The following is a 24,827-nucleotide window of genomic DNA, read 5'->3' as shown; positions in this document are numbered from 1 at the left end:
TCGGAAAGCAGAAAGGACCAGTCATACTCTAGGGGAGCCCAGCGCGCCGGGGGTCCGACGCCGTTCATGGTCGGGCAAAGCCTTCGTGCGCACCTCGCGGCGGAGAACCGGAGGAGCACGCGATGACCCAGCCCACCCCGTCGGACCCCATCCCGTCGGCCGCCGGGGCGCCCTCGACCGAATCCCCCGCCGACCCGACCGCCGCTCCGACCGCCCGCCGCCGCGCCGGCGGCCCGTCGGCGGCCCTCTCCGAGGCGGACGTCCGCGAGATCGCCACCACTGCCCAGGCGGTCATGGACGAGATCGCGACCGTCGTGGAGGGCAAGCCCGAGGTCACGCGCCTGGCGCTGCTGGTGCTGCTGGCCGGGGGCCACCTCCTCGTCGAGGACATCCCCGGCGTCGGCAAGACGATGCTCGCCAAGTCCCTCGCCGCGGCCCTCGGCGCCGAACGGCACCGCATCCAGTTCACCCCCGACCTCCTCCCCGGCGATGTCACCGGCGCGAGCGTCTTCAACCAGGCCACCAGCCAGTTCGAGTTCCGGCCCGGCGCTGTCTTCACCCAGGTGCTGCTGGCCGACGAGATCAACCGCGCCTCCCCGAAGACCCAGTCCGCCCTCCTCGAGGCTATGGAGGAGCGGCAGGTCAGCGTCGACGGCACCACCTACGCGCTGGCCGAGCCGTTCATGGTGGTCGCGACCGCGAACCCCGTGGAGATGGAGGGCACCTACCGCCTGCCCGAGGCGCAGCGCGACCGCTTCCTGGCGCAGACCTCCATGGGCTATCCGCTGCGCTCCGCCGAGACCCGCATGCTCGGCGTCCAGGCCGGGCCCGTGCCCGACGGCGATCGCGAGGTGATCGACGCGCTGCGCGCCCGCACCAGCCCCGAGGTGATCGCCGCCCACGTCCGGGCCGTCCGCCGGATCCACGCCGCCCCGCCGCTGCTCGAGTACGTGGTCCGCCTCGCCGACGCCACCCGCCGCCACCCCCAGGTCACCCTCGGCGCCTCGCCCCGCGCCGCGGTGCACCTGGTCCGCGCCGCGAAGGCCAACGCCGCCCTCGACGGCCGGGTCTTCGTCGAGCCGGCTGACGTCCGCTCGGTGATCTTCCCCGTCTGGCGCCACCGCCTCCACCTGACCCCGCAGGCCCTGTCCCGCGGCGCGAGCGCCGGGGAGCTGCTCGACCAGGTCCTCTCCGACACCCCGCAGTCGTGAGCGCCCGGCCGGGGACAGTGCTGCGCCCCACCGCCCGGGGCACACTCCTCGCCGTCCTCGCCGTCGTCTGCTGGATCCTCGCCGACCTCACGAGCCTCGTGCCGCTGCGCTCGGTCGCCGCGGCGCTGCTCCTGCTGCTCGTGCTCGGCGCCGTCGCGATCCTCCTGGCGGGGACCGGGCTGCGGGTCCGCCGACGGGTGCTGGACGACGCCGTCGCCGTCGGCGGTCGCGCCCGAGTGCAGATCGAGCTGACCGGTCGGCCGCTGCTGCCGCTGGGCCGCGGGGTCCTCCGCCAGCACCTCCCCGAGGCGCTCGGCGGAGAGCAGGACCTGCCGCTGCAGACCCGCATGCCGCACGCCCTCACCGTCGGCCGTCGCGGCGCGCACCGCCTCGGCCCCTGCTCGCTGCTGCTCCGCGACCTCTTCGGCCTCTTCCAGCTCCGCCGCACGACGGTCGACGCCCAGCGCATCACCGGCGTCCCCGTCATCACCGCGCTCACGCCCCTCGCCGCGCGGACCGCCGGCCTGGGCGGCCGCGCCGACCAGGGCGCCGGGATCGGCATCGGCGAAATCGGCCCGATCGCCCGCCCCTACGTCGCCGGGGACGACATCCGCCGCATCCACTGGCGGGCCAGCGCCCGCTCCGGCCAGCTGATGACCCGCGAGGACGAGCCCGTCAGCGGCCGCAGCGCCATGGTCGTCCTGGACACCACCTCGCGGCCCGGCATGACGCCCGCGGTCGAGGACCGTCTCATCTCCCACGCCGCGACGCTCCTGGACGTGCTCTGCGCGCACGGCTGGGAGGTGCGGATCCTCGACGCCTCGGGCGACGAGATCACCCGCACCGGCCGCCGCCGCGGGCTCGAGTCCGCCTCGCCGCTCGGCGGGGAGGCCGACGCCCTCGAGCTGCGCGCGGGCCTGCTCGCGCTCGCCGAGGTCGACTTCGACGACGAGCCGGCCCGTGTGGGCCACGACCACGCCGCGGGCCTGACGTCGCTTGCCCTGGCCCTCGGCCTCGACGACGGCGAACCCTTCGCGGGCCTCGACCTCGACCGCTTCGCGGGCCGCTCGAGCCACCGCACCGCGCTCGCCCTGCGGCCCGAGCCCGCGGCGCCGGGGGGAGGGACCGCGCCGGAGACCGCGCTGGGATCCGAGCCCCCGTCGGCCCCCACCCGGCGCCGGCTCGGCGCCTGGACGCTCGTGACCGGCACCCTCGCACACAGCCTCGACGACCTCCTCACCGCGCCCGAGGCGGGAGGCCCCGCATGAGTCCCCTCATCGGCCGCCCCGTCCCGACCGGCGGGCACCTCGTGACCCGCTCCCTGCTCCTCCTCGCCGCCGTGCTGCTCGCCTCGACCCCGCTGTCCCTGCTGCTGGACGGCAGCGCCTGGCTGCAGCTGACCGCGGCGGCCGCAGGCATCGTCATCGTCTCCGGCATGGTGCTGCGGATGCTCTTGCCCCGGCCCGCGCTCGTGCCGGTGCTGCAGCTGGCGGTGGTGGCGCTGCTGGTGCTCGCGATGGAGCTCAGCCAGGGGCTCGTGAGCCTCGCCGACCTGCCGCTGCGGATCTTCACCGCCCAGGTCGACATCCTCCCCGCCGCGGCCGCGGACCTCACCGCCTCGATGGCCCCGGTGGTGCTCGGCGCCCGCGCCACCGTGCTGGTGGTGCTGCTGCTGGCCCTCGGCGCGCTCGTGCTCGACCTGGTCTACGTGGACCTCGGCTGGCACACCCCGGTGGGCCTCGCGCTGCTCGGCACGATCCTGCTGCCCGCACTGCAGGTCCCCGCCGGCGGCGGCTGGCTCACCGTCGCCGGGCCGGTCCTCGCCGCCGCCCTCATCCTCGGCACCCGCACGCTCCACCCCGATCCGGTGCCCCCTCGTGCGCCCGGCTCCGACCCTGCGGCCGACGCCGGCCCCCGCGCCGCAGCGGCCCCGCGCCCGCCGGGCGCGCTGACCGCCCCCGTCGGCCCCGGCGCGGTGACCGCGATCGCCGCCGTGCTCGTCGCGGCCCTCGCCCTGCCGCTCGGCGCGGCCCTCCCGCAGCTCGTCGCCCCGCGCATGGCGCTGTCGATGGACCTCGTCAACCAGTGGCAGAACCGGGACCTGCCGCAGCTCGGCCCCGTGATGATCGACGACGACGTCTCCGTGCGCCGCACCCTGCTCGACCAGGGCAACACCGAGGTGCTGCGCTACACCACCGACGCCGCCCCGCCCGGCTACCTGCGGGTGCGCACCCTGAACAGCTTCGACGGGGAGACCTTCCGGGCCACCGGCGCGGGGGAGGAGCTGGAGGTCGGCGCGACCGTCTTCTCCGACGCGCGCGCCGACGGCACCCTCCTCGGCGGGACCGGCGCGGAGACCGCCAGCACCCGGATCGAAGTGCTCGAGTACTACGGGGACCGGCTCCCGGTGCCCGCCAACATCCGCTCCCTCGAGACCGCCGAGCCGGCCCTCGCCGAGGCCCTCACGCTGCGCGCGGCCCCGGGCGAGGTCGACTCCTCCGGGCTGCGCGCGGGGCTCGTGGGGCTCGAGTACACCGTCACCAGCGAGGAGGACGACGCCACCGCCGACGAGCTGCGCGCCGTGGACCCCGCGGTCTTCGCCCAGCCGCTCGACGCCGGCTACACCGACGTGTCCGAGGTGCCGCAGGTCGCCGTCGACCTCGCCGACCAGGTCGCGGCCGACGCCGGGGCGGAGAACGCCTTCGACACCGCCCTCGCCTACCAGGAGTACTTCCGCGGCTTCCGCTACTCGCTGACCGTGCAGACCCCCGCCGGCGAGGACCCCCTCGAGAGCTTCCTCGCCGACCGCATCGGCTACTGCGAGCAGTTCGCGAGCGTGTTCGCGCTGATGATGACCTCGCAGGGCTACCCGACGCGGGTGGTCATCGGCTTCACCGCGGGCAGCCAGAGCGCCGACGGATGGACCGTGCGGTCCTCGAACGCGCACGCCTGGCCCGAGGTGTGGTTCGGCCCCGAGCACGGCTGGGTGCGCTTCGAGCCGACACCCTCCGCCGCTGCGAACGGCGTCACCGAGCCCGGCTTCGAGGAGACGGCGACGGGCGGCGGGGCGAGCGAGCCGACCACCCCGGTGGAGGACACGCCCACCGAGGAGACCCCGAGCGAGACCCCGTCGACGGAGGAGACCGAGAGCGCCGAGCCCACCGAGTCCGCGGCCACGGCCTCCGGCGGCGGCGGCGGCGCCCTCCTCACCCCCGAGAACGCCGACCGGGTCGAGGGCGGGCTGCTGCTCACGCTGACTCTCGCCGCGCTCGGCGCGACCGCCGCGGTGGGCGGCGTGGTGCTGCTGCGCCGCCGACGGATGCGCCGCCGCGACGCCCGCTGGGCCGCCTTCCTCGAGCGGGCCGGGGGAGTGGGGGCAGGCGGTGGCGGTGCCGATAAGGCCGGTGGTGGCGGTGCCGCCACGATCGAGACGGAGCGGCTGCGTCGCGGTGCAGGCCGGATGGCGTGGACCGAGGTGTCCTGGGAGCTGCGGGTCCGCACCCGGGTGATGCGGCTGCTGGGCTGGACCGGGGCCTGGGGGAATCCGCCGCGGCCGCTCGAGCTGGACCGCGCGCTCCCGCCCCGCGAGGCCCTCGCGGACCTCCTCGACCAGATCGCCGCCGGGGACCAGGAGGTCACCGCCGAGCACCGCGCCGCCGCCGACCGCATCGCCGCCGCCCACACCGCCGCCCGCTACGCCGCCCCGCTCCCGGAGGCGGGGGATGGGGTGGAGGGTGCTGCGGTGGCCGGTGGGGCGGCTGGTGAGGTGGCTGATGGGGCGGCCGGTGAGGTGGCTGCTGCGGCGGCGGCGAGCACGGATGTTGCCTCGGCTCCTGACCCGGAGGCGGGTTCGGACGACGCCCCGCCCACCCAGCACCCCCTCCGCGACGACGCCGACCTCCTCATCGCCCTCATCCGCCGCGCCCGCTGACCCCGCCGACTTTGCGGACTGAAACTCCGCGCCTGGCGTGACCCCAACGCCCCACAGGACGTGAGCTCACGCCAGGCGCAGAGTTTCAGCAGCAGAGGCCGGACCAAGTGGCTCCGGCCGGCCCCAGCTGAGCCCCGGCCAGCAGCCAGTCCGGACCAGGCAGCCTCAGCCCGGCCCAGCTGGGTTCCGGCTTCGCCAAGCCCGGCCACGCCCCGCCAAACCCCGGGGCTCAGCGCCCGCTGGCGTCGATCTGCGCCACGTACTCGCGCACCCGGGCGAAGACCTCCTCGTCGTACGGGCCCCACTCGGGGTGCGGCGTGCCCTCGCCGCGATAGGGCTCGTCGGCGTAGCGGGCCTGGTACTCGGCGAGCTTCTGCTCGAGCTCAGCACGGATCCCCGCGTAGGCGGGGTCATCGGCGACGTTGCGGACCTCGGTCGGGTCGGCGCTGAGGTCATAGAGCTCCCACTCGGGGGCGAAGATCTGGTCCGAGGCACCGGGGACGCCGAGACCGGCGCCGTAGAAGTGGATCAGCTTGTGGTCCCGCGTGCGGATGCCGTAGTGGGCGGGAGCGTGGTGGATCGGGTCGTCGTGTTCCCAGTACCGGTAGTAGGCGGCGTCGGGCCAGTCCGCGACCTGCTCGCCGCGCACGAGTCGGCGGAAGCTGCGGCCCTGGGACGTGGGCAGCACCTCGGCGGCATCCAGACCGCACATGTCGAGGAAGGTCGCGGCGAAGTCGACGTTGGTGATGATGTCCTCGCAGCGCGAGCCGGGTGCGATCTCCGCGGGCCAGCGGATCATCATCGGCATCTGCAGGGACTGGTCGTACATGAGGCGCTTGTCGAACCAGCCGTGGTCGCCGAGGAAGAAGCCCTGGTCGGAGGTGTAGACGACGATCGTGTTCTCGGCGAGCCCCGTCTCGTCGAGGTGGTCCAGCAGGCGGCCGACGTTGTCGTCGATGGACTGGATGCACTGCAGGTAGTCGCGCATGTAGATCTGGTACTTCCACCGCATGCGGGCCTCACGGTTCTCCTCGCCGCGCAGGTGCTCGGGCACCTCCTGCTTGAGGTCCTCGGAGCCCATGTCGTCGGCGATGGTCATGTGCACCCCGCGGACGGCCTGGGAGCGGGACTCGAGGTCGTCGAAGAAGGTCTGGGGCTCGGGGATGGTGCCGTCGGCGTAGAGATGCTTGTGCTTCTCGTCGGGGATCCAGGGCCGGTGGGGCGCCTTGTGGTGGACCATCATGGCGAAGGGCGCCCCCGGGTCGGCGGCGACCCGCTGGTCGATCCAGTCGATCGACAGGTCGGTGACGATGTCGGTCGCGTAGCCGGGCACCACTCGGGGGCCGTCGGCGTCGATCATCTCGGGATCGACGTAGTCGCCCTGGCCGGGGAAGATCTGCCAGGCGTCGAAGCCGCGGGGGAGCGACCGGCCGTGCTCGCCGAGGTGCCATTTGCCGAACATGGCGGTGGCGTAGCCGTCGTCGTGGAGGACGTCGATGAAGGTGGGGACGCGGTAGTCCATCTCGGTCCAGATGGAGGAGACCCCGTTCATGTGACTGTAGGTGCCGGTCAGGATCGAGGCGCGCGAGGGGCTGCAGATGGAGTTCGTGCAGAACACGGCGTCCATGCGGGTGCCCTCGGCGGCGATCCGGTCGAGCTGCGGGGTGCAGTTGACGCGGCTGCCGTAGGCGGAGATCGCGTGGGCGGCGTGGTCGTCGCTCATGATGAACACGAGGTTCGGGCGGGTCATGCGGGGGTCCTTCCGGGAGGGGTCAGTCGGCCGACGGGGCGTCGGCGGGGTACGGGTCGAGCCGCGGGCGGAGCAGCGCGCGCTCGTGGAGGGGGTCGGGGCCGAGCTCGGCGAGCAGCATCCCGGCCGCACGCCGTCCGGCCTCGGCCAGCGGCAGGCGCGAGTAGACGAGGTCGGGCCAGATGGTGGTGGCGGGCCAGCCGGCCGCGAGCGCTGCGACCGTGACGCCGGGTGTGCGGCGCTGCACGGTCGCGAGCGCGAGCTCGACGTCGGCGCCCCAGGAGCACAGCACCGCCACCTGATCCGGCGGGGAGGCGAGATCCCCGAGGGCGGCCTCGAGGGCTTCGGCCGTGCGGCCGAGATAGTCGGCGGAGGCACGCTGGTCACCGCGGTCCACCCGGTCGATGTGCGCATCGTCGAGCCGGGTGGAGACCACCTGCAGGGTCAGCGAGGAGGCCTCGCCGAGCGCCTGCATGAGGGAGGAGCGTCGCTCCCGCTCGGCGCGCGAGGGCAGCTCCGGGCGGAGGTGCAGCACCGTCGTGATCCCGCGGCCCGCCAGGTGCTGGACCATCTCGGCGGCGCCCCGGGCGTAGTCAAAGTCGACGCTCGAGTAGGCGGCGCCCTCCGGGCCCGCACCGCAGTCGATCGTGACCAGCGGCGCGGTCCCGTCGGCCGCCGCCTCGACGAGCGCGACCGGCGGCACGGCGTCGTCATGCCCCACGAACACCAGGCCGTCGAGCAGCCCGCCGCGGCAGTCGGCGAGGATCGAGTCGGCCGACGGGTCCGGCAGCACCGCCATCCGCATCCCGCGCTCGGACAGCTCCGCGGCGACGCCGTGCACGATCGTCGCGTAGCGCAGGTTGGTCAGCGGCTTGGAGACCACCACCCCGACGGTCCGGGTGCCGCGCCCCTGCAGGGAGCGGGCGATCGCGTTGGGCGTGTAGCCGAGCTCCTTCGCGATCCGCCGCACCCTCGCCCGCGTCTCCGGGGCGAGCTGCACGTGCGAGGCGTCGTTGAGCGCGTAGGACACGGTCGAGATCGAGACCTGGGCGCGCTCGGCGACGTCCTTCAGGGTGGTGCGGGGCATGGGGCTCAGGCCTCCTCGGCGGTGCGCCGGGCGGCGAGGGTCTGCACGTTCTGGGCCACCACCCGGCGGGAGAGCGGGTACGCGAACAGCAGTATCGCGGCCGCGATCAGGTACAGCACCCCGGGGACCAGGGTCGAGAAGGTGTAGATCCCCTCGACCGTCCCCGCGGACTGCGCGGTCTCGCCGGAGCGGAAGCCGACCCAGGCCAGGGCGTAGCCGCCGAGACCGCCCGCGACCGCCTGGCCGACCTTGCGGGCCCAGGTGTTCACCGCGTAGACGGTGCCGTCGTCGCGCTCGCCGGAGCGGACCTCCTCGGCGTCGATGATGTCGCCCACGAGCGCCCAGATCAGCAGGTTGTAGAAGCCGAGCCCGAAGCCGGCGAGGAAGGCGAGGCCGATGAACGTCCAGGCGCCCTCGAGCTGCAGGGCGAACAGGACGAGGTAGAGCACGCCCGTGCCGATCAGCGCCGCGGCGACGACCTCCTTCTTGCCGAAGCGCGCCGCGAGCCGGGCCGCGATCGGGGACAGCAGCAGCCCCGGGAGGAAGCCGGCGAGCTGTGCGGGACCGGAGAGCGTGCCGTCGTTGAAGTGGTAGAGCCACAGGTACGCGGCCATCGTCCCGTAGAACAGGGAGGCGAGCATGATCATCACGTTCGCGCTGATCAGGGCCAGCAGCGGGCGGCTGGACACAAGGGAGCGGAGCAGGCTCAGGAGGCTGCGCGAGGTGGCGTCGCGCGGCGGGGCGGCCACCCGCTCCTGCACGTTGCGCACGCACAGGAGATACCAGAGCGCGGCCAGGCCCGAGAAGACGATCGCGACCGCGAAGAGGCGGCCAGGCAGCAGCTGCGAGGTGCCGTCGACCATGCCGTACACGATCAGCGGCGGCACCAGCGACACCAGCAGGCCCGCGCTGTTCGCGCCGATGCCGCGGAACACCGAGAGGGAGGCGCGCTCGCCGGGGACGATCGTGATCACCGAGGCCATCGAGCCGTACGAGATGTTCGCGACCGTGTAGCAGACCGATCCCCACAGCAGGTAGGTGATCGCCGCGTAGGCGAGCTTCGCGCCGTAGGCCCAGTCGGCGATGAAGGGCGCGTAGAGCAGCGCGCTCGCGACGGCGACGGGGATCGCGATGCGGGCGATCCAGGGGCGGAAGCGGCCGCCGCTCCCGGGCGTGTGGGAGTCCAGGAAGCGTCCCCAGCCGACGTCGGTGAAGGCGTCGATCAGTCGGGCGGCCAGGAAGAGGGTGCCCACGTGCGCGGGGTTCAGGCCGGCGACGTTCGTGTAGTAGACCATCAGGTAGGCCGAGGCGAGCAGAAACGTGAAGTCGTTCCCGAGGTCGCCGAACATGTAGCCGATCCGGTCGCGCACGCCGAAGGGGCGGGGGGAGGCCAGCGGGCGGGCCGTGGCAGCTGCAGTGGTGCTCATCGATCTCTCTCCGTCGAGGGACCGCCAGGGGAGGGGAGGCGGGCTCCGGCAACCGTAGGGACTCAAACGTTTGAACAGAAGACTCAAACCTTTGAGGGTTTGGCGGCGCAGGTCAGCGCGGGGTGGGGAGGCGCGGGGCAGTCGGGTCCGGTCCCGCCCCCTCGGCCGCCGACCCGACTGGATCTCCGCGCCAGGCGTGACCTCAGCTCCTCACAGCGGTTGAGGTCACGCCAAGCGCGGAGTTTCAGCAGAGCCGGCCGCGGGCAGACCGGTACAGGCCCGGCGTGGCCCGGCATGGCCCGGCGTGGCCCGGCACCGGCCAGCTGATCGACGAAGCGGTCTCGGACGGCGGTACCGGAGGTCGATCAGCGTGGCCGGGTGGTGCGGGAGGTCGACAGTGTCGGCTCACGAACCAGAACCACCTCTGATCTGGCTCGCCAGCCGACACTGTCGACCGCGATGCCTCGAGAGGCGTGCGTGTCGGCTGAGGGCGTCGGCAGGTCGAGCGGGGAGCGAGGCCGGGAAACCCGATCGGATCGGTGGGATGGCCGCGTGGAACGATGGATGCAGCCGCCCCCTGCCGACCCCGACGATCCCGAGGAGCCCCCGTGACCCCGCCTCCTGACGCCGCCGCACCTCAGGACCCCGCCGCGCCCGCCTCCGCCGTCCAGTCGGCCACCCCCGCCCCGGCCGACCCCGCCCCCGTCGACCGCCGGTTCCCCGCCTCGGTCTACCGCCAGGGGGCGGAGCCCGACCCCCGATTCAGCCTCGCCAACGAGCGCACCTTCCTCGCCTGGCTGCGCACCTCCCTGGCGATGTACGCCGGCGCCTTCGCCCTCGAGGCCCTCGCCCTGCCCGCGGCGACCGGCTGGCGCCTCGCCGCGGCCGGCGTGTTCCTGGTCCTCGGCACCCTCTGCGCCCTGCAGGCCTGGTGGGGCTGGCGCGCGACCGAGGGTTCGCTGCGTCGGGCCGCCCCGCTGCCGGGACTCGGCGCGGGCGCCGTGATCGTCGTCGGCGTTCTGGTCGCGGCGGCGCTGGTGAGCATCGGGATGTGGATGTGAGCGCCCCCGCCCCGCCGCCTCCCGCCCCGCCGCCTCCGCCTGCCGCCCCGCTTGCTCCGCCCGCCGACGCCGTCTTCGACCCCGGCCTGCAGCCCGAACGGACCCTCCTCGCCTGGCGCCGCACCTGCCTCTCCTTCGCCGTCGCAAGCCTCCTGGCCATGCGCTTCACCGTCTCGCACCTGGGGCCGGTGGCCGTCGTCGGCGGGATCCTCTGCGCGGGTCTGGCCGTCCTCGCCTATGCCCTCGCCGCGACGGGCTACCGCCGCGCCCATGACGACCTGCACACCGCGGGCGTGCTGCTCCGCGGCGGTCTGCCGATGCTCGCCGCGACCCTCGGCGTGCTCGCCATCGGCGCGCTCTGCGCTGCCTTCCTGGTCGTGGGAGCGGTGTCCGCCGGGACCCCGTGACCCCGTCCGCCGGGACCCCGTGACCCAGCAGACACGCTGTGAGCCGCGACCTCATCGGCCCCGCCCAGGTGTCCCCGCCCCGCGCGAGTGGGTAGCATCGGCGAGGACTCGGACGGCGCCCCGGCGCCCCCGTCCCCGGCGTCGGGCCCGACCCACGGGACCGTCCCCTGGGGGCCACCTCGTCGCCGCCCGCAGACCGCACGCTCCGCCGTCTCATCTCCCCGACGACCCGGCCCCGAGCTCCCGCCGCCCGTGGCCGACCGTCCCCCGAAGGAGTCCGCTCTCATGGTCATGCCGTTCCTCAGCCGTCGTCCGATCGTCCCCGCGAAGGACGGCGCGAGCTGGCCCCACGTGATCATCCTGGGCGGCGGCTTCGCCGGGGCGCACGCCGTCGGTGCCCTGCGCGATGCCCGCGTGCGCGTGACCCTGATCGACCGCAACGTCTACAAGACCTTCCAGCCGCTGCTGTACCAGGTCGCGACCGCGGGCCTGAACCCGGGCGACGTCACCATGTTCCTGCGCGGCCTGTCGCTGAAGATCCCCAACATGCGCTACCGCCAGGGCGAGGTCGTGGGCGTGGACCCGGAGCGGAAGGTCGTCTCCCTCGACGAGGGCACCAAGGGCACCCAGGAGCTCGAGTACGACTACCTGATCGTGGCCAACGGCTGCACCACCACCTACTTCGGCACCCCGGGCGCCGAGGAGCACGCGATGCCGATGTACACGCGCTCGCAGGCCCTCGCGATCCGGGACCGTCTCTTCTCCGAGCTCGAGCGGGCCACCCGCGAGATCACCTCGCACCACGACAAGCTGCACGTCTGCGTGGTCGGCGGTGGGCCGACGGGGGTCGAGATCGCGGGCGCTCTCGCGGACTTCCGCATGCAGGAACTGGACATCCTCTACCCGGAGATGGATCCGGGGACGCTGCAGGTGACGATCATCCAGCGCGGCACCGAGCTGATCAAGGAGTTCCGCCCCGACTTCCGCGAGTACGCCGCGCAGGAGCTCGCCGACCGCGGCGTCGTGCTGCGCCTCGGCCACGGCGTGAAGTCCGTGGGCTACGACCACGTGATCCTCGACGACGACACCGTGCTCGAGTCCGACGTGACCATCTGGGCGGCCGGCGTCGGCGTGCCCGAGGTCGTCTCCGACTGGGGCCTGCCCCAGGACAAGCGCGGCCGGATCATGGTCGACGACTACCTGCAGGTCAAGGGTGTTCCGGGGGTCTACGCCGCGGGCGACATCGCCGCGCAGGACGAGGCGCTGCCGCAGCTCGCGCAGCCCGCCGTGCAGATGGGCCGCGCCGCCGCGAAGGCGATCGCCGCGGAGGTCGCCGGCACGCCGCGCCAGAAGTTCCACTACACGGACCTCGGCACCATGGCCACCATCGGCCGCCACGCCGCGATCGCCGAGATCCCGCACCTGCCGGGCCTGACCGGCTCACTCGGCTGGGCCGCGTGGCTGGGCGTCCACGTCACCAAGATGCTCGGCCACCGCAACCAGCGCGCCGTCGCGATGAACCTGCTCTCCCTGTACGGCGGCACCCGCGCCACCCATCAGCCGAACCCCGTCGTGGGCGAGGTCAACTCGCTGCGCGCCGCGCGCCTGTTCGAGCAGCAGGCCGACCATCGCAAGTTCGGCCGCGGCGCCGAGGGCTGACCGCCACAGCAGGCTGACCGCCACACCGGGCAGCGCCCGGTATCGGGGCCCCGGCCGGCCGTCCAGACCTCGCTCGGTCAAGGATTCTCCAAGGCCCGGTCAAGGGATCGGGGCCTGTGAACACCAACCGTCATGCCTGGTGAACTCGAGGTGACAGAACGGTCCCAGCTCGGAGACGTCCGGGCGTGTCCTGCGCGACATGCGATGGAATGACGAAGCGCACTCCGTGTGCTCCCATCTCGCTCCCAGGAGACCTCCATGTTCGAACACTCCGTCCGGCGCGTCCCGCGCCGCGCGGCCGTCGGCCTCGGTGCCGCCGCCCTCGCCCTCTCCGGCGCCCTGGTGCCGCTCGGCGCCGTCGCCGCCGAGCCCGGTCAGCAGGTCACGCTGATGGGCTTCAACGACTTCCACGGCGCCCTCGGCGGCGCCTCGGCCCTCGCCTGCCAGGTGGAGAGCGTGCGCGCCGAGAGCGCGACCTCCTTCCTGCTCTCCGCGGGCGACAACGTCGGCGGCTCCTCCTTCGAGTCCGCCGTGCAGAACGACGAGCCGACGATCGACGTGCTCAACGCCCTCGGCGTCGACGCCTCCGCGATCGGCAACCACGAGTACGACCAGGGCCAGGACGACCTGTTCGAGCGCATCGAGCCGCGCACCGAGTTCCCGGACCTCGCCGCGAACGTCTACGACGCCTCGGGGGAGCGCGTCCACGAGGCGTACACCATCATCGAGCGCGACGGCGTGAAGGTCGCCGTGATCGGCGCCGTCACCACCAAGACCGTCGGCAAGGTCAGCCCCGCCGCGATCGAGGGCCTCACCTTCGGTGACCCGGTCGACGCGGTCAACGACGTGATCGACGAGCTGCAGGCCGAGGGGATCGAGTACGACCTTGCCGTCGCCGTCTACCACGAGGGCGCGAGCGCCGACGCCGAGGCCGGCGCCGCCCCGGCGAACACCGATCCGATCTTCGACAAGATCGTCACCGAGACCGACGCCGAGGTCGACGCGATCTTCAACGGCGACTCCCACCGCACCTACGCCTACGAGGCCGCCGTGCCCGGCGAGGACGGCGAGACCCGCGCGATCATCCAGACCGGTGCGAGCGCCGCGAACCTCGGCACCGTCACCCTCGAGCGCGACGCCGAGGGCGACTGGGACGCCGTGGGCGATCCCGAGCTCCGCTCGACCGAGGCCGAGTGCGCCACCGACACCGCCGTGACCCAGGAGGTCACCTCGATCGCCGATACCGCGATCGCGGACGCCGCCGAGGTGGGCGCCGAGCCCGTCGGCTCCGTCGCCGGGGACATCACCACCTCCTGGGACGACTCCAAGGCCGGCTACGTCGACGGCGTGCGCGTCCCGCTCGAGGAGGTCGGCAACCAGGCCACCACCAAGGGCGACAACCGCTACCGCCACTCCGCGGCCGGCAACATGCTCGCCGACTCCATGAAGTGGTACCTCGAGGACGCGGGTCTCGCCGGCGAGAACGAGGTCATCGGCTTCATGAACCCGGGCGGCATCCGCGCCGAGCTGTGGGACGCCGAGTCGACCCGCGGTGAGGGCGAGGGCGTGGTCACCTACGCCGAGGCCAACAGCATGGTGCCCTTCGCCAACACCCTGAACTCCGGTGAGGTCACCGGCGCCCAGTTCAAGCAGATGCTCGAGGAGCAGTGGCAGCGCACCGCCGACGGCGGCGGCGTCGACGAGGGCGACGAGTCCTTCCTCGCCTTCTCGGTCTCGGAGAACGTCGAGTACGTCTTCGACAGCACCCGCGGCACCGACGACCGGATCCTCGACATCCGCATCAACGGCGAGCCGATCGACCCCGACGCGACCTACACCATCGTCACCGCGAGCTTCCTCTTCGAGGGCGGCGACAACATGTGGGCCCTCTCCGAGGCGCAGAACGTCCGCGACTCCGGCGTGCTGGACCGCGACGCGTTCATCTCCTACCTCGAGGCGCACCCCGACCTCGCCCCCGACTACTCGCAGCGCCAGATCGACCTGCAGATCGTCGACGGCGGCGAGTACGACTCCGAGGCCGGCGTGGATCGCGATCCGGTGCTGCGCCTCGCGGGTCTCGAGTCGCAGAGCCTCGGCGCCCCCGAGATCACCTCGGTCACCGTCGATGCCGGCGAGTACGGCACCTTCGAGGCGCCCTACGCCGCGATCGACGGGGTCGACGGCCTCGCGGCCGATGTCACCCTCGCCGACTGGCTGTGCGTCCCCGAGGGCACCGACGTCCCGCTGACCATCACCGCCACCCCGGAGACCGGCACCGAGATCGTCTACGAGATCCCGGCCTTCACCTGGACCTCGGGCGGAGCGCCGACGGACGTCTGCGGCGACGATGACGACGACACCACCCCGCCCCCGAGCGACGGCGGCGGCGATGACACCCCGGCCCCGAGCGACGGCGGCGGCGATGACACCCCCGCCCCGAGCGACGGCGGCTCGTCGGACGACGACGCGACCGACGGCGGCTCGACCGCCGGCGGCAGCTCGACCGGCGGCTCCTCCTCGACCGGCGGTTCGTCCAACGGCCGCTCGGACCTGCCCCGCACCGGTGCGACCGTCGCCCCGCTGCTCGCGGTCGCCGGCTCCCTGTCCCTCGCGGGACTCGGCGCCCTCGGCCTGCGTCACCGGCTCTCCCGCCGCTGACCCGACCTGACGACGGAGGGGTCGCGCCCCCGCGGCGCGGACCCTCCGTCGTGCACGGCCCCCTGTCTCCTCCCTCGACTCGCTCGCACCGCTCTTCCCGTTTCCCAGGAGCTCTCCCCATGCCTCCCACCGTCTTCACGGCCTCCGATCTGCGCCCGCGCCTGCTGCGCGTCGGCGCCGCGGCGGCCGCGCTCGCGCTCGGCCTCTCCCTCGCCCCGTCCCTCACCCCCGCCGCCCAGGCCGCCGTGGTCACCCCCGGCGCCGTCCAGATCCAGGAGGTGTACGGCGGCGGCGGCAACTCCGGCGCGACCTACACCCACGACTTCGTCGAGCTGGTGAACACCTCCGACGCCGACGTCGACGTGACCGGCTGGACCCTGCAGTACTCCTCCTCCGGCGGGAGCTTCGGCGCCGGCAACTCCCTGACGCTCACCGGCACCGTCCCCGCGGGCGGCACCTTTCTGATCCAGCTCGCGCAGGGCAGCGGCGGCACCGAGGCGTTGCCCGCCCCGGACGCCACCGGCACCATCGCCGCGTCCGGCAGCAACGGCGCCTTCGCCCTCACCGACGCGAGCGGCACCCTCGCCTGCTCGGGCGTCACCTGCGCCGAGAACCCCGCGGTGGTCGACCTCGTCGGCTACGGCACCGCCGTGAGCTTCTCCGGCGAGGCCGCCGCCCCGGGCCTGTCCAACAGCACCTCCGCCTCGCGCATCGCCGCAACTGGCGAGAACTCCACCGACTTCGTCGCGGGCGAGCCCACCCCCACCAACTCCGGCGGCGCCGGCGGCGGGGACGACGACGAGGAGGAGCCCCCCGGCGAGGCCGTCGCGGCGACGATCGCCGAGATCCAGGGCACCGGGTCGACCTCCCCGCTGGTCGGGCAGCAGGTCACCACCGAGGGCGTCGTCACCGCCGTCTACGCGACCGGCGGCCTGAACGGCTACGTGATCCAGACCGCCGGCACCGGCGGGGCGCTGGATTTCTCCACCCACACCGGCTCCACCGCCGTGTTCGTCTACTCCCGCGACACCGCCCGCCAGGTCGCGATCGGCGACTCGGTGCGGGTCACCGGCGAGGTCTCCGAGTACTACGAGTCCACGCAGGTCACCGTCGGCGCCGACGGGCTCGAGATCCTCCCCGAGAGCGTCGGCACCGTCGAGCCGCTGACGCTCGAGAGCGGCTTCCCGACCGCCGCCGAGGAGCGCGAGACCCTCGAGCACATGCTGTACCTGCCCGGCGCCGGCGACTTCACCGTCACCGACGTCTACAACACGGGCCGCTACGGCGAGGTGGGCCTCGCGATCGGCGGCGAGCCGCTGCAGCAGGCCGGCGACATCATGCGCCCCGGCGCGGAGGCTACCGCCTACTTCGAGGCGCAGGCCGACAACCTGGTGCTGCTCGACGACGGCAAGTCCACCGACTTCTCCGCGAACCCGACCCAGCCGATGAGCTGGCTGAGCACCGAGGAGCCGATCCGCGTCGGCGCCGCCATCGACTTCACCGAGCCGGTCGTCGTCGCCTACTCCTTCGACCAGTGGCGGCTGAACACCACCACCCCGTGGGAGTCCGCGGAGACCGACGGGGTCGACGTCGAGAACACCCGCCAGGACGCGCCCGAGGAGGTGGGCGGCGACCTGCAGCTCGCCACCTTCAACGTGCTGAACTACTTCACCACCCTCGGTGAGGACACCCCCGGCTGCGAGCCGTACACGAACATGCACGGCGACGGCACCACCGTGCGCGGCGGCTGCGACCTGCGCGGCGCCTGGGGCGCCGATTACCTCGAGCGCCAGCAGTCCAAGATCGTCGCGGCGATCTCCGGCACCGGCGCCGACGTGGTGGGCCTGACCGAGATCGAGAACTCGGCCCGCCTCGGCGAGGAGGCCGACGAGGCGACGGCGACCCTCGTCGCCGCCCTCAACGCGCAGGACGGCGAGGGGACCTGGGCCTACATCCCGACCGGGGAGGCCTACGCCGCCCTCGGTCTGGACGGCGGCCAGGACGCCATCACGAACGCCATCATCTACAAGCCTGCGGAGGTCACCCCCGTCGGCTCCGTGCAGATCCTCGCCGACGACCCGGCCTTCGACAATGCCCGCGAGCCGATCGGCCAGGTGTTCGCCCCGCTGAGCGAGAGCGACGAGGCGGAGGGGACCGAGGAGGCCGGCGAGCCGGTGCAGGGCGAGCCCTTCTTCTTCACCATCAACCACTTCAAGTCCAAGGGCTCGGCCGACGCCGAGGACGCCGGGCTCGAGGCGGACCCGGTCCAGGGCAACGCCCGCACCTCCCGCCTCCAGCAGGCCGAGGCGCTGCTGGCCTGGGGCGAGCAGACCGCGGCCGCGGCGGGCGTCGAGGACGTCTTCCACGGCGGCGACTTCAACTCCTACACCCAGGAGGAGCCGCTGCAGCTCTTCTACGCCGAGGGCTTCGTGAACCTCGGCGAGACCCACCACCCCGAAGGCTGGTCCTACAGCTACTCCGGGATGGTCGGCTCCCTCGACCACGTGCTCGCGAGCCCGTCCGCCGCCGAGCGCGTCAGCGGTGCGACCGACTGGCAGATCAACGGCGCCGAGTCCGTGATGACCCAGTACGCGCGCTATAAGAACAACGCCACCGACCTTTTCGAGTCCGGTCCGTTCGGGTCCTCGGACCACGATCCGATCATCGTGGGCATTGGCGGCGAGTTCCCCGAGGTCGAGGAGCCGGGCGAGCCGGGTGAGCCGGGTGAGCCGGGCGAGTGCCGCGAGAACGGCGTCGGCACCGGCAAGGGCCGCGGCCAGGAGAACGGCAAGGGCCACGGCGTCCAGAAGTGCAACCCCGACTCCGAGCACCCGGGCAAGGGCCACGGCCATGGGAAGGGCCACGACAAGGGCAAGGGTCAGGGCCACGGGAAGGGTCGGGACCGCTCGGCCGCCTGATCCCCCGCTGATCCCCGCCTGAACTCCACCGGGTTCCTGTCCACCGACGGGACGTGAGCGGCCTGTTCCCTGCATATCGCAGGTCTCGGGCCGCTCACGTCCCGTTCATGGACACGGTTCCGCCGCCGCCCCTCAAGACCCCTAACCCCCCATGCACCCCAGGAGCCCGATGTCCGCCGCACCCGCTCTCTCCCGCCGACTCCGTCTCGGGGACGCCGTGGTGATCGGACTCGCCTCGATGATCGGGGCGGGGGCCTTCGTGTCCGTCGGCGCCGCGCAGGATCTCGCGGGCGCCCTGGCTCCGCTCGCGGTGCTGATCGCCGCCGTCGTCGCCCTGTGCAATGCCACCTCGACCGCGCAGCTCGCCGCCCAGCGCCCCAGCTCGGGCGGCACCTACCACTACGGCCGACAGCAGCTCGGGCCCTGGTGGGGCTTCCTCGCCGGCTGGTGCTTCGTGATCGGCAAGATCGCCTCCTGCGCCGCGATGGCCCTGGTCATCGCCGCGTACCTGGTGCCGGTGCCGTTCCAGCGACCGGTCGCGGCCGCCGTGGTGGTGCTGCTGACGGCCGTGAACCTCGTCGGCATCACCCGCACGGCCGCCCTCGCCCGGGTGCTCGTCACCGTCGCGATCGCGGCCCTGCTGCTCACCGCGGGACGTCTGATCGCCGGGGTGCTCGGCCGCGGGGCCGCCGGGCTGGGCGGCTCGGGAGCGGGCGCGGGGGCCGGCGAGCCGACGGGCGGCTTCCCCGAGCTCTCCGCTGTGCCGGGCCCGCTCGCGGGGCAGGCGACGGGGCTGTGGGACGGCGGCCTCGCGGCTCTCGCCGGGGCGGGCGCCGGCGGGAACGTCGGCCTGCTCCTCGCTCTCGCCCAGGCGGCGGCGCTGATGTTCTTCGCCTTCGCCGGGTACGCGCGCGTCGCGACCCTCGGCGAGGAGGTCGTGGATCCCCGTCGCACCATCCCGCGCGCGATCCTCGTGGCCCTCGCCGCGGTGTGCGCGCTCTACCTCGCGCTGTCGATCGTGCTGGTCCTGGTGGGGCTGGACCCCGACGGCGCCGGGTGGGGCCCCGCGCCGTTCCGGGCTGCCCTCGCCGCGGTCGGCGCGGGCGGGGTGTGGTTCGTGGTCGTCACGGTCGGGGCGGTCGCCGCGGCGTCCGGTGCCCTGCTCGCCCTCGTCGCGGGGGTGTCGCGGACCGTCCTCGCGATGGCCCGAGAGCGGGACCTGCCCGCGCCGCTCGCCGCTGTCGATGCGAAGCGCTCCGTCCCGCAGCGGGCGGAGATCGTCGCGGCCGTCGTGATCCTGCTGCTCGTGCTGCTCGCCGACAGCGTCCTGGTCGCGATCGCCGCGTCCTCCTTCGGGGTGCTGCTCTACTACGCAGTCGCGAACCTCGCGGCGCTGACGCAGGAGGGGGAGTGGCGGCTGTTCCCGAAGGCGATGCAGGTCATCGGCCTGGTCGGCTGCGTGCTCCTGGTCGCCGCCCTGCCCGGCAGCACGATCGTCGCGGGTCTCGCCCTGCTCGCGGCCGGCATCGCCTACCGAGCCATCCTCCTCGCCCGCCGCTGACCCCGCCCCGCCCATCCACCTGCCGCCACCCCCGCTGCTGAAACTCCGCGCCAGGCGTGACCTCGACGCCTCTGGAGCCTCGAGGTCACGCCAGACGCGGTATTCCAGCAGGGCGACCGGGAGAGGGCGGGCAGGTCGACCGGGAGAGGGCGGGCAGGCCGGGAGAGGGCGGGCAGGTCGACCGGGAGAGGGCGGGCAGGCCGGCTGGGTGAGGAGCGGAGGTGGCTGAGTGACATCCCCGCCCTGCCGGTCCGACCCACCCCTACCCCACGCATAAGTCTTGACTTATATGTCCCGGGTGGGGGAGCATGGCCGCATGCACGCGCTCGACGTCCTCGGCGATCCGGTGCGGCGAGGGATCCTCGAGCTCCTCGCCGAGTCCGGGGAGCGCAGCGCGGGCGAGATCGGCGAAGTGGTGCAGGGGGAGTTCGGCATCAGCCAGCCGGCCGTCTCCCAGCACCTGAAGGTCCTGCGCGACCACGGCTTCGTCGAGGTCCGGGCGGAGGGCCGCCGTCGGATGTACTCGGTCGGCGCCCGCGGCCCCCGCGAGGCGAGCGACTGGCTCACCCCCTTCGAGCGCTTCTGGCTCCCGAAGCTGGATGCGCTCGGCACCGAGCTCGCCCGCGGGAAACGCCGACGGCGCCTCGACGCGGAGCAGCCTGCGGCCGCCTCCGCCCCCGCCACCAACTCCGCCCCAGCCGCCGCTCACCCGCCCGCGGCCCGCAGCGCCTGACCCGCCCGACGCCCGCAGCGCCTGACCCCGCCCCGCCCCAGGGTCCCCGCCCCAGCCCGCCCCCCGCCGAACCATCCCACCCACCCCCGCGGCCCTGCCGCCCACCCGAAGGAGATCCCCATGGTCGACGTCCCGGCACAGCTCCGCTCCGTCACCCGCGGCTACCGCGTCGAGGAGCGCGACGGCGAGGAGATGCACGTCCAGTCGCTCGAGCAGATCTATCCCGCCGCGCTCGCCGACGTGTGGGAGGCGGTCACCAGCGTCGAGCGCATCCAGCGCTGGTTCCTGCCGGTCAGCGGCGACCTCCGCCTCGGCGGCCGCTACCAGTTCGAGGGCAACGCGGGCGGGGAGATCACCGTCTGCGAGCCGCCCGCCGAAGGGGCCGCCGAGTTCTCCGCGACCTGGGAGGCGATGGGTGGCGTCTCGTGGGTGACCGTGCGCCTGCAGGAGGTCGACGCCGAGCGCACCGCCTTCGAGCTCGAGCACTCCAGCCGCACCGCCGACGTCCCCGCCGAGATGTGGGAGACCTTCGGTCCGGGTGCGACGGGTGTGGGCTGGGACGGCGGGCTGCTGGGCCTGTCCCTGCACCTCGGCGGGGTCGAGGGCTCGCTCAGCCCCGCCGAGGCCGAGGCCTGGGCCGGCACCGACGAGGGTCGCTCCTTCTATCGCGGCGCGGCCGACGGCTGGGCCGTCGCCCACATCGCCTCCGGCGCCGAGGCCCCGCTCGCCGAGCGCAATGCCGACGCGACCTTCGGCTTCTACACCGGGACGACTCCCGAGGCCTGAGACCCGAACTCCTTCAGACCGCCCTGGCGATCACCACGTACTCGCGGCCCGGGCGGTCCGGCGCCTCGCGGATCTCCTCGACGTCGAAGCCGGTCGCCGCGAGCGTGTCCCGCAGCTCGGCCTCGTCCCGCCACCGCAGCGTGGAGGTCGAGGTGAGCACCGTGCCGTCCGCGAAGCGGAACTCGTCGGAGAAGGTCACGAGCGGCAGCGCGACCTCGACCCCCGTCGGCCGCTGGCGCACCGGGCCGATGCCCGGCACCTCGTGGAGCGTCTCCGCGGTGTCGGCCTGCCACTCCTCCCAGGCACGGCGCCCGGGCCGACGGGTCTCGAAGACCAGCACCCCGCCCGGCCGCAGCGCCCCGCGGATGCCGCGCAGCGTCGCCGCCCAGGACTCGTCGGTGACGAACACCTGCGCCACGTTCCCGGTCATCACCGCGGCATCCGCACCGAGGGGCGGCAGGTCCTCGGCGGTGCCGTGCCGCCAGGTCACGGCCTCGGCATGGGGCTTCCGCCGGGCCACGTCGAGGGAGGCGAGGGCCGGGTCGACTCCGGTCACCGTGAGGCCGTCGGCGGCGAGCAGCGTGGCGAGGGCGCCGGTGCCGCAGCCGACGTCGATCACGGTGCGGGCCGAGTGCTCGGCGAGGATCGCCCGGTACGGGGGCAGGTCGTCGCGTTCGCCGTCGAACGTGTCGTAGCACGCGGCCAGGCGCGGGTCGGCGAAGATCGGGTCGGGGGAGCTTGGGGTCATGGCGCCTTTCTCAGACGAACGAGGTCCAGGTGGTCTCGGCGTCGATCAGCCAGTGATTGCGCAGCGTGAGGGCCCGTTCGGTCGCCGCGAGCACCCCCGCGACGAGCAGGGAGGTGTTCAGCCACCCCGGCAGGCTGATCGGAGAGGTGAAGGTGCCGATCTGCTCGGCCACGGCCGGGATGCTCGTGATCAGCTCCGCCGCCTGCGGCAGCATCAGCACCACCCCGATCAGCAGGATCACTATCGCGAGCAGTCCGATCAGCCGGCTCGCGGCGGGATGCCGCCGCCCGAAGCGGGCGCGTCGGCCCTCGAGGGAGCGCGGGTGCGGAACGAGCGTCGTCGCCTCCGCGCCGTCCTCGGGCACGAGGTGCATCCGGGTGAGGCCGTAGTCGCCCACGGCCGCCTCGATCACTCCGCCCGGCACCTCGAAGGCGACGGGGGAATCGGCGATGTGGGTCCGGCGGCCGTCGCGGTACAGGGCGATCTTCGGATGCCGGGTGCCCTCGGCGAGCTTCCCGCCCTCGAGGTCGCTCGCGAGATGGTGCACGTCGACGACGTACAGCTCGGGTCGTCCGGCGGCGGTCGAGGAGGGCAGCGCGAACTGGGTGCGGGTGAGGATCTGCCACCAGCGCAGCTCGCTGAGCTCCCGGCCGTCACCGGGCTTCGCGCGGCGGAGCTGTCGGGTGCGCTGCATTCGGCGGAACATGATCCTCCTGGCTGGTGCGGGGCGGGGCCTTTGCTCCATCCCACCGGACGAGGCGGCCGAGCGCCACGTCCGATGGTCGATCGTCGGGGCGGGCGCTACGCGCGCAGCTCCGGCGGCAGCTCCTCGAGCAGGCGGAGCCACAGCTCCGAGGCGGCGGGATAGCTGGGCACGGCGTGGCGGAGCACGTGCACCGGCACGCGGCCGACGATCGCGACGGTCGCCGCGTGCACCAGCTCGGCCGCCTCGGGGCCGACGAAGGTCGCTCCGCACAGCACGCCCGTGCGGGCGTCGACGACGATCTTCGCCGTGCCCGTCACGTCGTCGCGCAGCAGCGCGGTGCCGGCCGCCGCGCCGTAGGGCACCTCGGCCGTGACCACCTCGACTCCCTGCCCCCGGGCCTCGCGCTCGGTGAGCCCGACGGCCGCGACCTGCGGATCCGTGAACACCACCTGCGGCACGGGCACCGCCGTCGGCCGCGGCTCGACCGCCTCGCCCGTCGCCGCCGCGCGGATCTCCTGCCCGATCACGCGGGCGCGGTACTTGCCCCAGTGCGTCAGCGGCGCCTCCCCGCTCGCGTCGCCGACGGCGTGCAGCCACGCGGGCAGCAGTCCGGCGAGCACGTTCTCGGGGGCGAGGCCGACCGCCTCGAGGCCGACGTCGTCCAGGCGCGGCCGTCGCCCGGTCGCCACCAGGATCTCGTCGGCCGTGACCTCGCGCGTCGCGTCGGCGTCCCGCACCTGCACGGCGACCCCGCCGCCGTGGATCCGGCCGAGCCCGGTGTCCTCCACCGCCTCGCGGGAGGCGGAGACGACCTCCGCCCCGAGCTCGACCTCGACCCCGAGGGACCGCAGCGCCTCGAGGACGTGCCGCCCCGCGGCGGGCTCGAGACCGGTGAGCAGCGCCTCCCCGCGCACCAGCATCCGCACCTGCGCGCCGAGGGCGGCCATCCACGTCGCGGCCTCGACGGCGACCACGCCGCCGCCCACGATCAGCAGCTGCGCGGGTACCTCCTGCACCCCGGTGGCATCGCGCGAGGTCCAGGGCGCGAGGTCGCGCAGCGGCTCCGGCACGACGGGCACCGAGCCGGTCGCGAGGACCACCGCCCGCCGCGCCCGCACCCGCGTGCTCGTCCCGTCGGCCGCCTCGACCTCGACCTCGCGCTCGCCGACGAGCCGGCCGTGACCGCGCAGCATGCGCAGCCCGGCGCCCTCCGCCCAGGAGACCTGGCCGGCGTCGTCGTAGTGGGACACCCAGTCGTCGCGCCGGGCCAGCAGCGCCTCCGGCTCGACGTGCGGGGTGCTGATCCCCGGCAGCTGCGCGGCGGCGCGGGCGACGTCGATCGGGCGCAGCAGCGCCTTCGACGGCATGCACGCGTAGTAGGAGCATTCGCCGCCGAGCAGTTCGCGCTCGAGGATCGCGCAGGTCAGGTCGGTGCCCTCGACGGCGTATTGGGCGACGTTCTCGCCGACGGGTCCACCGCCGATCACGAGCACGTCGACGGTGGTGTCGGCAGTCTGAGGAGTCATGGCTCGACGCTACGCCCGCAGCACCTCCCGCACCACCGCCGCGGGGTCCGCGGCGTCCATCACCGCCCGCACGAGCGCCACCCCGGCCACCCCGGTCGCCGTGAGGGCGGGGACGTCGGCGGGGGTGACGTCGCCGATCGCGACGATCGGCAGGCTGGTCGCGGCGACCAGCGCCGGATAGCCGGAGACGCCCAGCGGCTTCCGGCCCGAGTCCTTCGTGGGGGTGCGGCGGAAGGGGCCCGCGCCGAGGTAGTCGAGGCGGCGGGCGTCCGGCTCCGCCGCCCGCACCAGCTCGAGGGTCCCCGTGGTCAGGCCGATGATCGCGTCCTCTCCGAGCAGCGCCCGGGCGTCGGCGACCGGCAGGTCGTCCTGGCCCAGGTGCACCCCGTGGACGTGCGCGCCGCGGGCCCGGGCCGCCGCGGCGACGTCCGCCCGGTCGTCGACCAGCACCCGCGTCGCCGGATGTGCGGAGCGGACGGCCTCCGCGACGGCGAGGACCAGCTCGAGCAGCTCGGCGGTGCTCGCCTGCTTCGCCCGCACCTGCACGACGCCGGCTCCGGCCGCGGCGGCCCGCGCGGCGACGTCGACGGTACGGCGGCCCAGGCCGGAGGTGACCAGGTAGCAGCGCAGATCGAGGGGGAGGGGAGTGCGGGTCATG

18 protein-coding genes are annotated in these 24,827 nt (G+C 73.9%); 11 read left to right on the top strand and 7 right to left on the bottom strand.

All coding sequences use genetic code 11. The features are described 5' to 3' along the window. Positions 1-122: 122 nt before the first annotated feature. Genes ACZCAH_RS13555 through ACZCAH_RS13545 form a run of 3 tightly spaced genes read left to right on the top strand, consistent with a single transcriptional unit; the run spans position 123 to position 5,142 of the window. On the top strand, positions 123-1,211 hold the full coding sequence (locus ACZCAH_RS13555; RefSeq protein WP_464341579.1) for an AAA family ATPase: 1,089 nt from the start codon (positions 123-125) through the stop codon (positions 1,209-1,211). Further along, the gene (locus ACZCAH_RS13550; protein ID WP_464341578.1) at positions 1,208-2,479 is read left to right on the top strand and encodes a DUF58 domain-containing protein; all 1,272 of its coding nucleotides are present in this window, start codon (positions 1,208-1,210) and stop codon (positions 2,477-2,479) included. The genes ACZCAH_RS13555 and ACZCAH_RS13550 overlap by 4 nt, the downstream gene beginning before the upstream one ends. Beyond that, positions 2,476-5,142 (top strand): transglutaminase TgpA family protein, encoded by a 2,667-nt coding sequence (locus tag ACZCAH_RS13545; RefSeq protein ID WP_464341577.1) that lies wholly within the window; start codon positions 2,476-2,478, stop codon positions 5,140-5,142. Before ACZCAH_RS13550 ends, ACZCAH_RS13545 begins: the two co-directional genes overlap by 4 nt. Before the next feature lie 229 nt (positions 5,143-5,371). Here ACZCAH_RS13545 and ACZCAH_RS13540 read toward each other — a convergent pair whose 3' ends face one another. Genes ACZCAH_RS13540 through ACZCAH_RS13530 form a run of 3 tightly spaced genes read right to left on the bottom strand, consistent with a single transcriptional unit; the run spans position 5,372 to position 9,406 of the window. Beyond that, positions 5,372-6,892, bottom strand: coding sequence for a sulfatase family protein (locus ACZCAH_RS13540; RefSeq protein ID WP_464341576.1), 1,521 nt, complete (start codon positions 6,890-6,892; stop codon positions 5,372-5,374). A 22-nt stretch (positions 6,893-6,914) separates the two neighbouring features. Then, positions 6,915-7,979, bottom strand: a complete 1,065-nt coding sequence (locus ACZCAH_RS13535; RefSeq protein WP_464341575.1) for a LacI family DNA-binding transcriptional regulator — start codon at positions 7,977-7,979, stop codon at positions 6,915-6,917. A 5-nt stretch (positions 7,980-7,984) separates the two neighbouring features. Then, positions 7,985-9,406 (bottom strand): MFS transporter, encoded by a 1,422-nt coding sequence (locus ACZCAH_RS13530; RefSeq protein WP_464341574.1) that lies wholly within the window; start codon positions 9,404-9,406, stop codon positions 7,985-7,987. 608 nt (positions 9,407-10,014) lie between these two features. Between ACZCAH_RS13530 and ACZCAH_RS13525 the strand changes: the two genes are divergently transcribed. The 8 genes from ACZCAH_RS13525 to ACZCAH_RS13490 all read left to right on the top strand — a co-directional run bounded on the left by ACZCAH_RS13525 (position 10,015) and on the right by ACZCAH_RS13490 (position 21,189). After that, positions 10,015-10,467: a YidH family protein gene (locus tag ACZCAH_RS13525; RefSeq protein ID WP_464341573.1), complete on the top strand. Its 453-nt coding sequence runs from the start codon at positions 10,015-10,017 to the stop codon at positions 10,465-10,467. Beyond that, complete coding sequence (locus ACZCAH_RS13520) at positions 10,464-10,874, top strand: DUF202 domain-containing protein (protein ID WP_464341572.1); 411 nt, start codon at positions 10,464-10,466, stop codon at positions 10,872-10,874. Before ACZCAH_RS13525 ends, ACZCAH_RS13520 begins: the two co-directional genes overlap by 4 nt. A 285-nt stretch (positions 10,875-11,159) precedes the next feature. Next, the gene (locus ACZCAH_RS13515; protein ID WP_464341571.1) at positions 11,160-12,533 is read left to right on the top strand and encodes an NAD(P)/FAD-dependent oxidoreductase; all 1,374 of its coding nucleotides are present in this window, start codon (positions 11,160-11,162) and stop codon (positions 12,531-12,533) included. Positions 12,534-12,791: 258 nt separating this feature from the next. Continuing rightward, complete coding sequence (locus ACZCAH_RS13510; RefSeq protein WP_464341570.1) at positions 12,792-15,191, top strand: 5'-nucleotidase C-terminal domain-containing protein; 2,400 nt, start codon at positions 12,792-12,794, stop codon at positions 15,189-15,191. Between the two features lie 119 nt (positions 15,192-15,310). Beyond that, positions 15,311-18,109, top strand: coding sequence for an ExeM/NucH family extracellular endonuclease (locus tag ACZCAH_RS13505; RefSeq protein ID WP_464341569.1), 2,799 nt, complete (start codon positions 15,311-15,313; stop codon positions 18,107-18,109). Positions 18,110-18,278: 169 nt separating this feature from the next. After that, positions 18,279-19,670, top strand: coding sequence for an APC family permease (locus tag ACZCAH_RS13500; RefSeq protein ID WP_464341568.1), 1,392 nt, complete (start codon positions 18,279-18,281; stop codon positions 19,668-19,670). Between the two features lie 316 nt (positions 19,671-19,986). Continuing rightward, positions 19,987-20,403 carry an ArsR/SmtB family transcription factor gene (locus ACZCAH_RS13495; RefSeq protein WP_464341567.1) on the top strand — a complete coding sequence of 139 codons (417 nt, stop codon included), beginning with the start codon at positions 19,987-19,989 and terminating at the stop codon, positions 20,401-20,403. 120 nt (positions 20,404-20,523) lie between these two features. Beyond that, positions 20,524-21,189: an SRPBCC domain-containing protein gene (locus tag ACZCAH_RS13490; RefSeq protein ID WP_464341566.1), complete on the top strand. Its 666-nt coding sequence runs from the start codon at positions 20,524-20,526 to the stop codon at positions 21,187-21,189. A gap of 13 nt (positions 21,190-21,202) precedes the next feature. On the opposite strand, the gene ACZCAH_RS13485 is transcribed toward ACZCAH_RS13490, so the two are convergent. From ACZCAH_RS13485 to ACZCAH_RS13470, 4 genes are all read right to left on the bottom strand, one after another. Beyond that, complete coding sequence (locus ACZCAH_RS13485; protein WP_464341565.1) at positions 21,203-21,937, bottom strand: class I SAM-dependent methyltransferase; 735 nt, start codon at positions 21,935-21,937, stop codon at positions 21,203-21,205. 10 nt (positions 21,938-21,947) lie between these two features. Then, the gene (locus ACZCAH_RS13480; RefSeq protein ID WP_464341564.1) at positions 21,948-22,643 is read right to left on the bottom strand and encodes a P-loop NTPase family protein; all 696 of its coding nucleotides are present in this window, start codon (positions 22,641-22,643) and stop codon (positions 21,948-21,950) included. 95 nt (positions 22,644-22,738) lie between these two features. Then, on the bottom strand, positions 22,739-24,169 hold the full coding sequence (locus tag ACZCAH_RS13475) for a dihydrolipoyl dehydrogenase family protein (protein WP_464341563.1): 1,431 nt from the start codon (positions 24,167-24,169) through the stop codon (positions 22,739-22,741). 9 nt (positions 24,170-24,178) lie between these two features. Further along, positions 24,179-24,826, bottom strand: coding sequence for a thiamine phosphate synthase (locus ACZCAH_RS13470; protein WP_464341562.1), 648 nt, complete (start codon positions 24,824-24,826; stop codon positions 24,179-24,181). Position 24,827 lies beyond the last annotated feature (1 nt).

It is taken from the genome of Brachybacterium sp. B718/18 (genome assembly GCF_055454375.1).
This window is presented reverse-complemented; position numbering and strand designations above follow the sequence as displayed.

Excerpts from the sequence above, each read along its gene's own strand:
- ACZCAH_RS13495 (WP_464341567.1), top strand. The coding sequence starts at position 19,987 with ATGCACGCGCTCGACGTCCTCGGCGATCCGGTGCGGCGAGGGATCCTC.
- ACZCAH_RS13545 (WP_464341577.1), top strand. The coding sequence starts at position 2,476 with ATGAGTCCCCTCATCGGCCGCCCCGTCCCGACCGGCGGGCACCTCGTG.
- ACZCAH_RS13540 (WP_464341576.1), bottom strand. The coding sequence starts at position 6,892 with ATGACCCGCCCGAACCTCGTGTTCATCATGAGCGACGACCACGCCGCC.
- ACZCAH_RS13475 (WP_464341563.1), bottom strand. The coding sequence starts at position 24,169 with ATGACTCCTCAGACTGCCGACACCACCGTCGACGTGCTCGTGATCGGC.
- ACZCAH_RS13510 (WP_464341570.1), top strand. The coding sequence starts at position 12,792 with ATGTTCGAACACTCCGTCCGGCGCGTCCCGCGCCGCGCGGCCGTCGGC.
- ACZCAH_RS13480 (WP_464341564.1), bottom strand. The coding sequence starts at position 22,643 with ATGTTCCGCCGAATGCAGCGCACCCGACAGCTCCGCCGCGCGAAGCCC.
- ACZCAH_RS13490 (WP_464341566.1), top strand. The coding sequence starts at position 20,524 with ATGGTCGACGTCCCGGCACAGCTCCGCTCCGTCACCCGCGGCTACCGC.
- ACZCAH_RS13505 (WP_464341569.1), top strand. The coding sequence starts at position 15,311 with ATGCCTCCCACCGTCTTCACGGCCTCCGATCTGCGCCCGCGCCTGCTG.
- ACZCAH_RS13470 (WP_464341562.1), bottom strand. The coding sequence starts at position 24,826 with ATGACCCGCACTCCCCTCCCCCTCGATCTGCGCTGCTACCTGGTCACC.
- ACZCAH_RS13485 (WP_464341565.1), bottom strand. The coding sequence starts at position 21,937 with ATGACCCCAAGCTCCCCCGACCCGATCTTCGCCGACCCGCGCCTGGCC.
- ACZCAH_RS13515 (WP_464341571.1), top strand. The coding sequence starts at position 11,160 with ATGGTCATGCCGTTCCTCAGCCGTCGTCCGATCGTCCCCGCGAAGGAC.
- ACZCAH_RS13555 (WP_464341579.1), top strand. The coding sequence starts at position 123 with ATGACCCAGCCCACCCCGTCGGACCCCATCCCGTCGGCCGCCGGGGCG.
- ACZCAH_RS13535 (WP_464341575.1), bottom strand. The coding sequence starts at position 7,979 with ATGCCCCGCACCACCCTGAAGGACGTCGCCGAGCGCGCCCAGGTCTCG.
- ACZCAH_RS13530 (WP_464341574.1), bottom strand. The coding sequence starts at position 9,406 with ATGAGCACCACTGCAGCTGCCACGGCCCGCCCGCTGGCCTCCCCCCGC.
- ACZCAH_RS13500 (WP_464341568.1), top strand. The coding sequence starts at position 18,279 with ATGTCCGCCGCACCCGCTCTCTCCCGCCGACTCCGTCTCGGGGACGCC.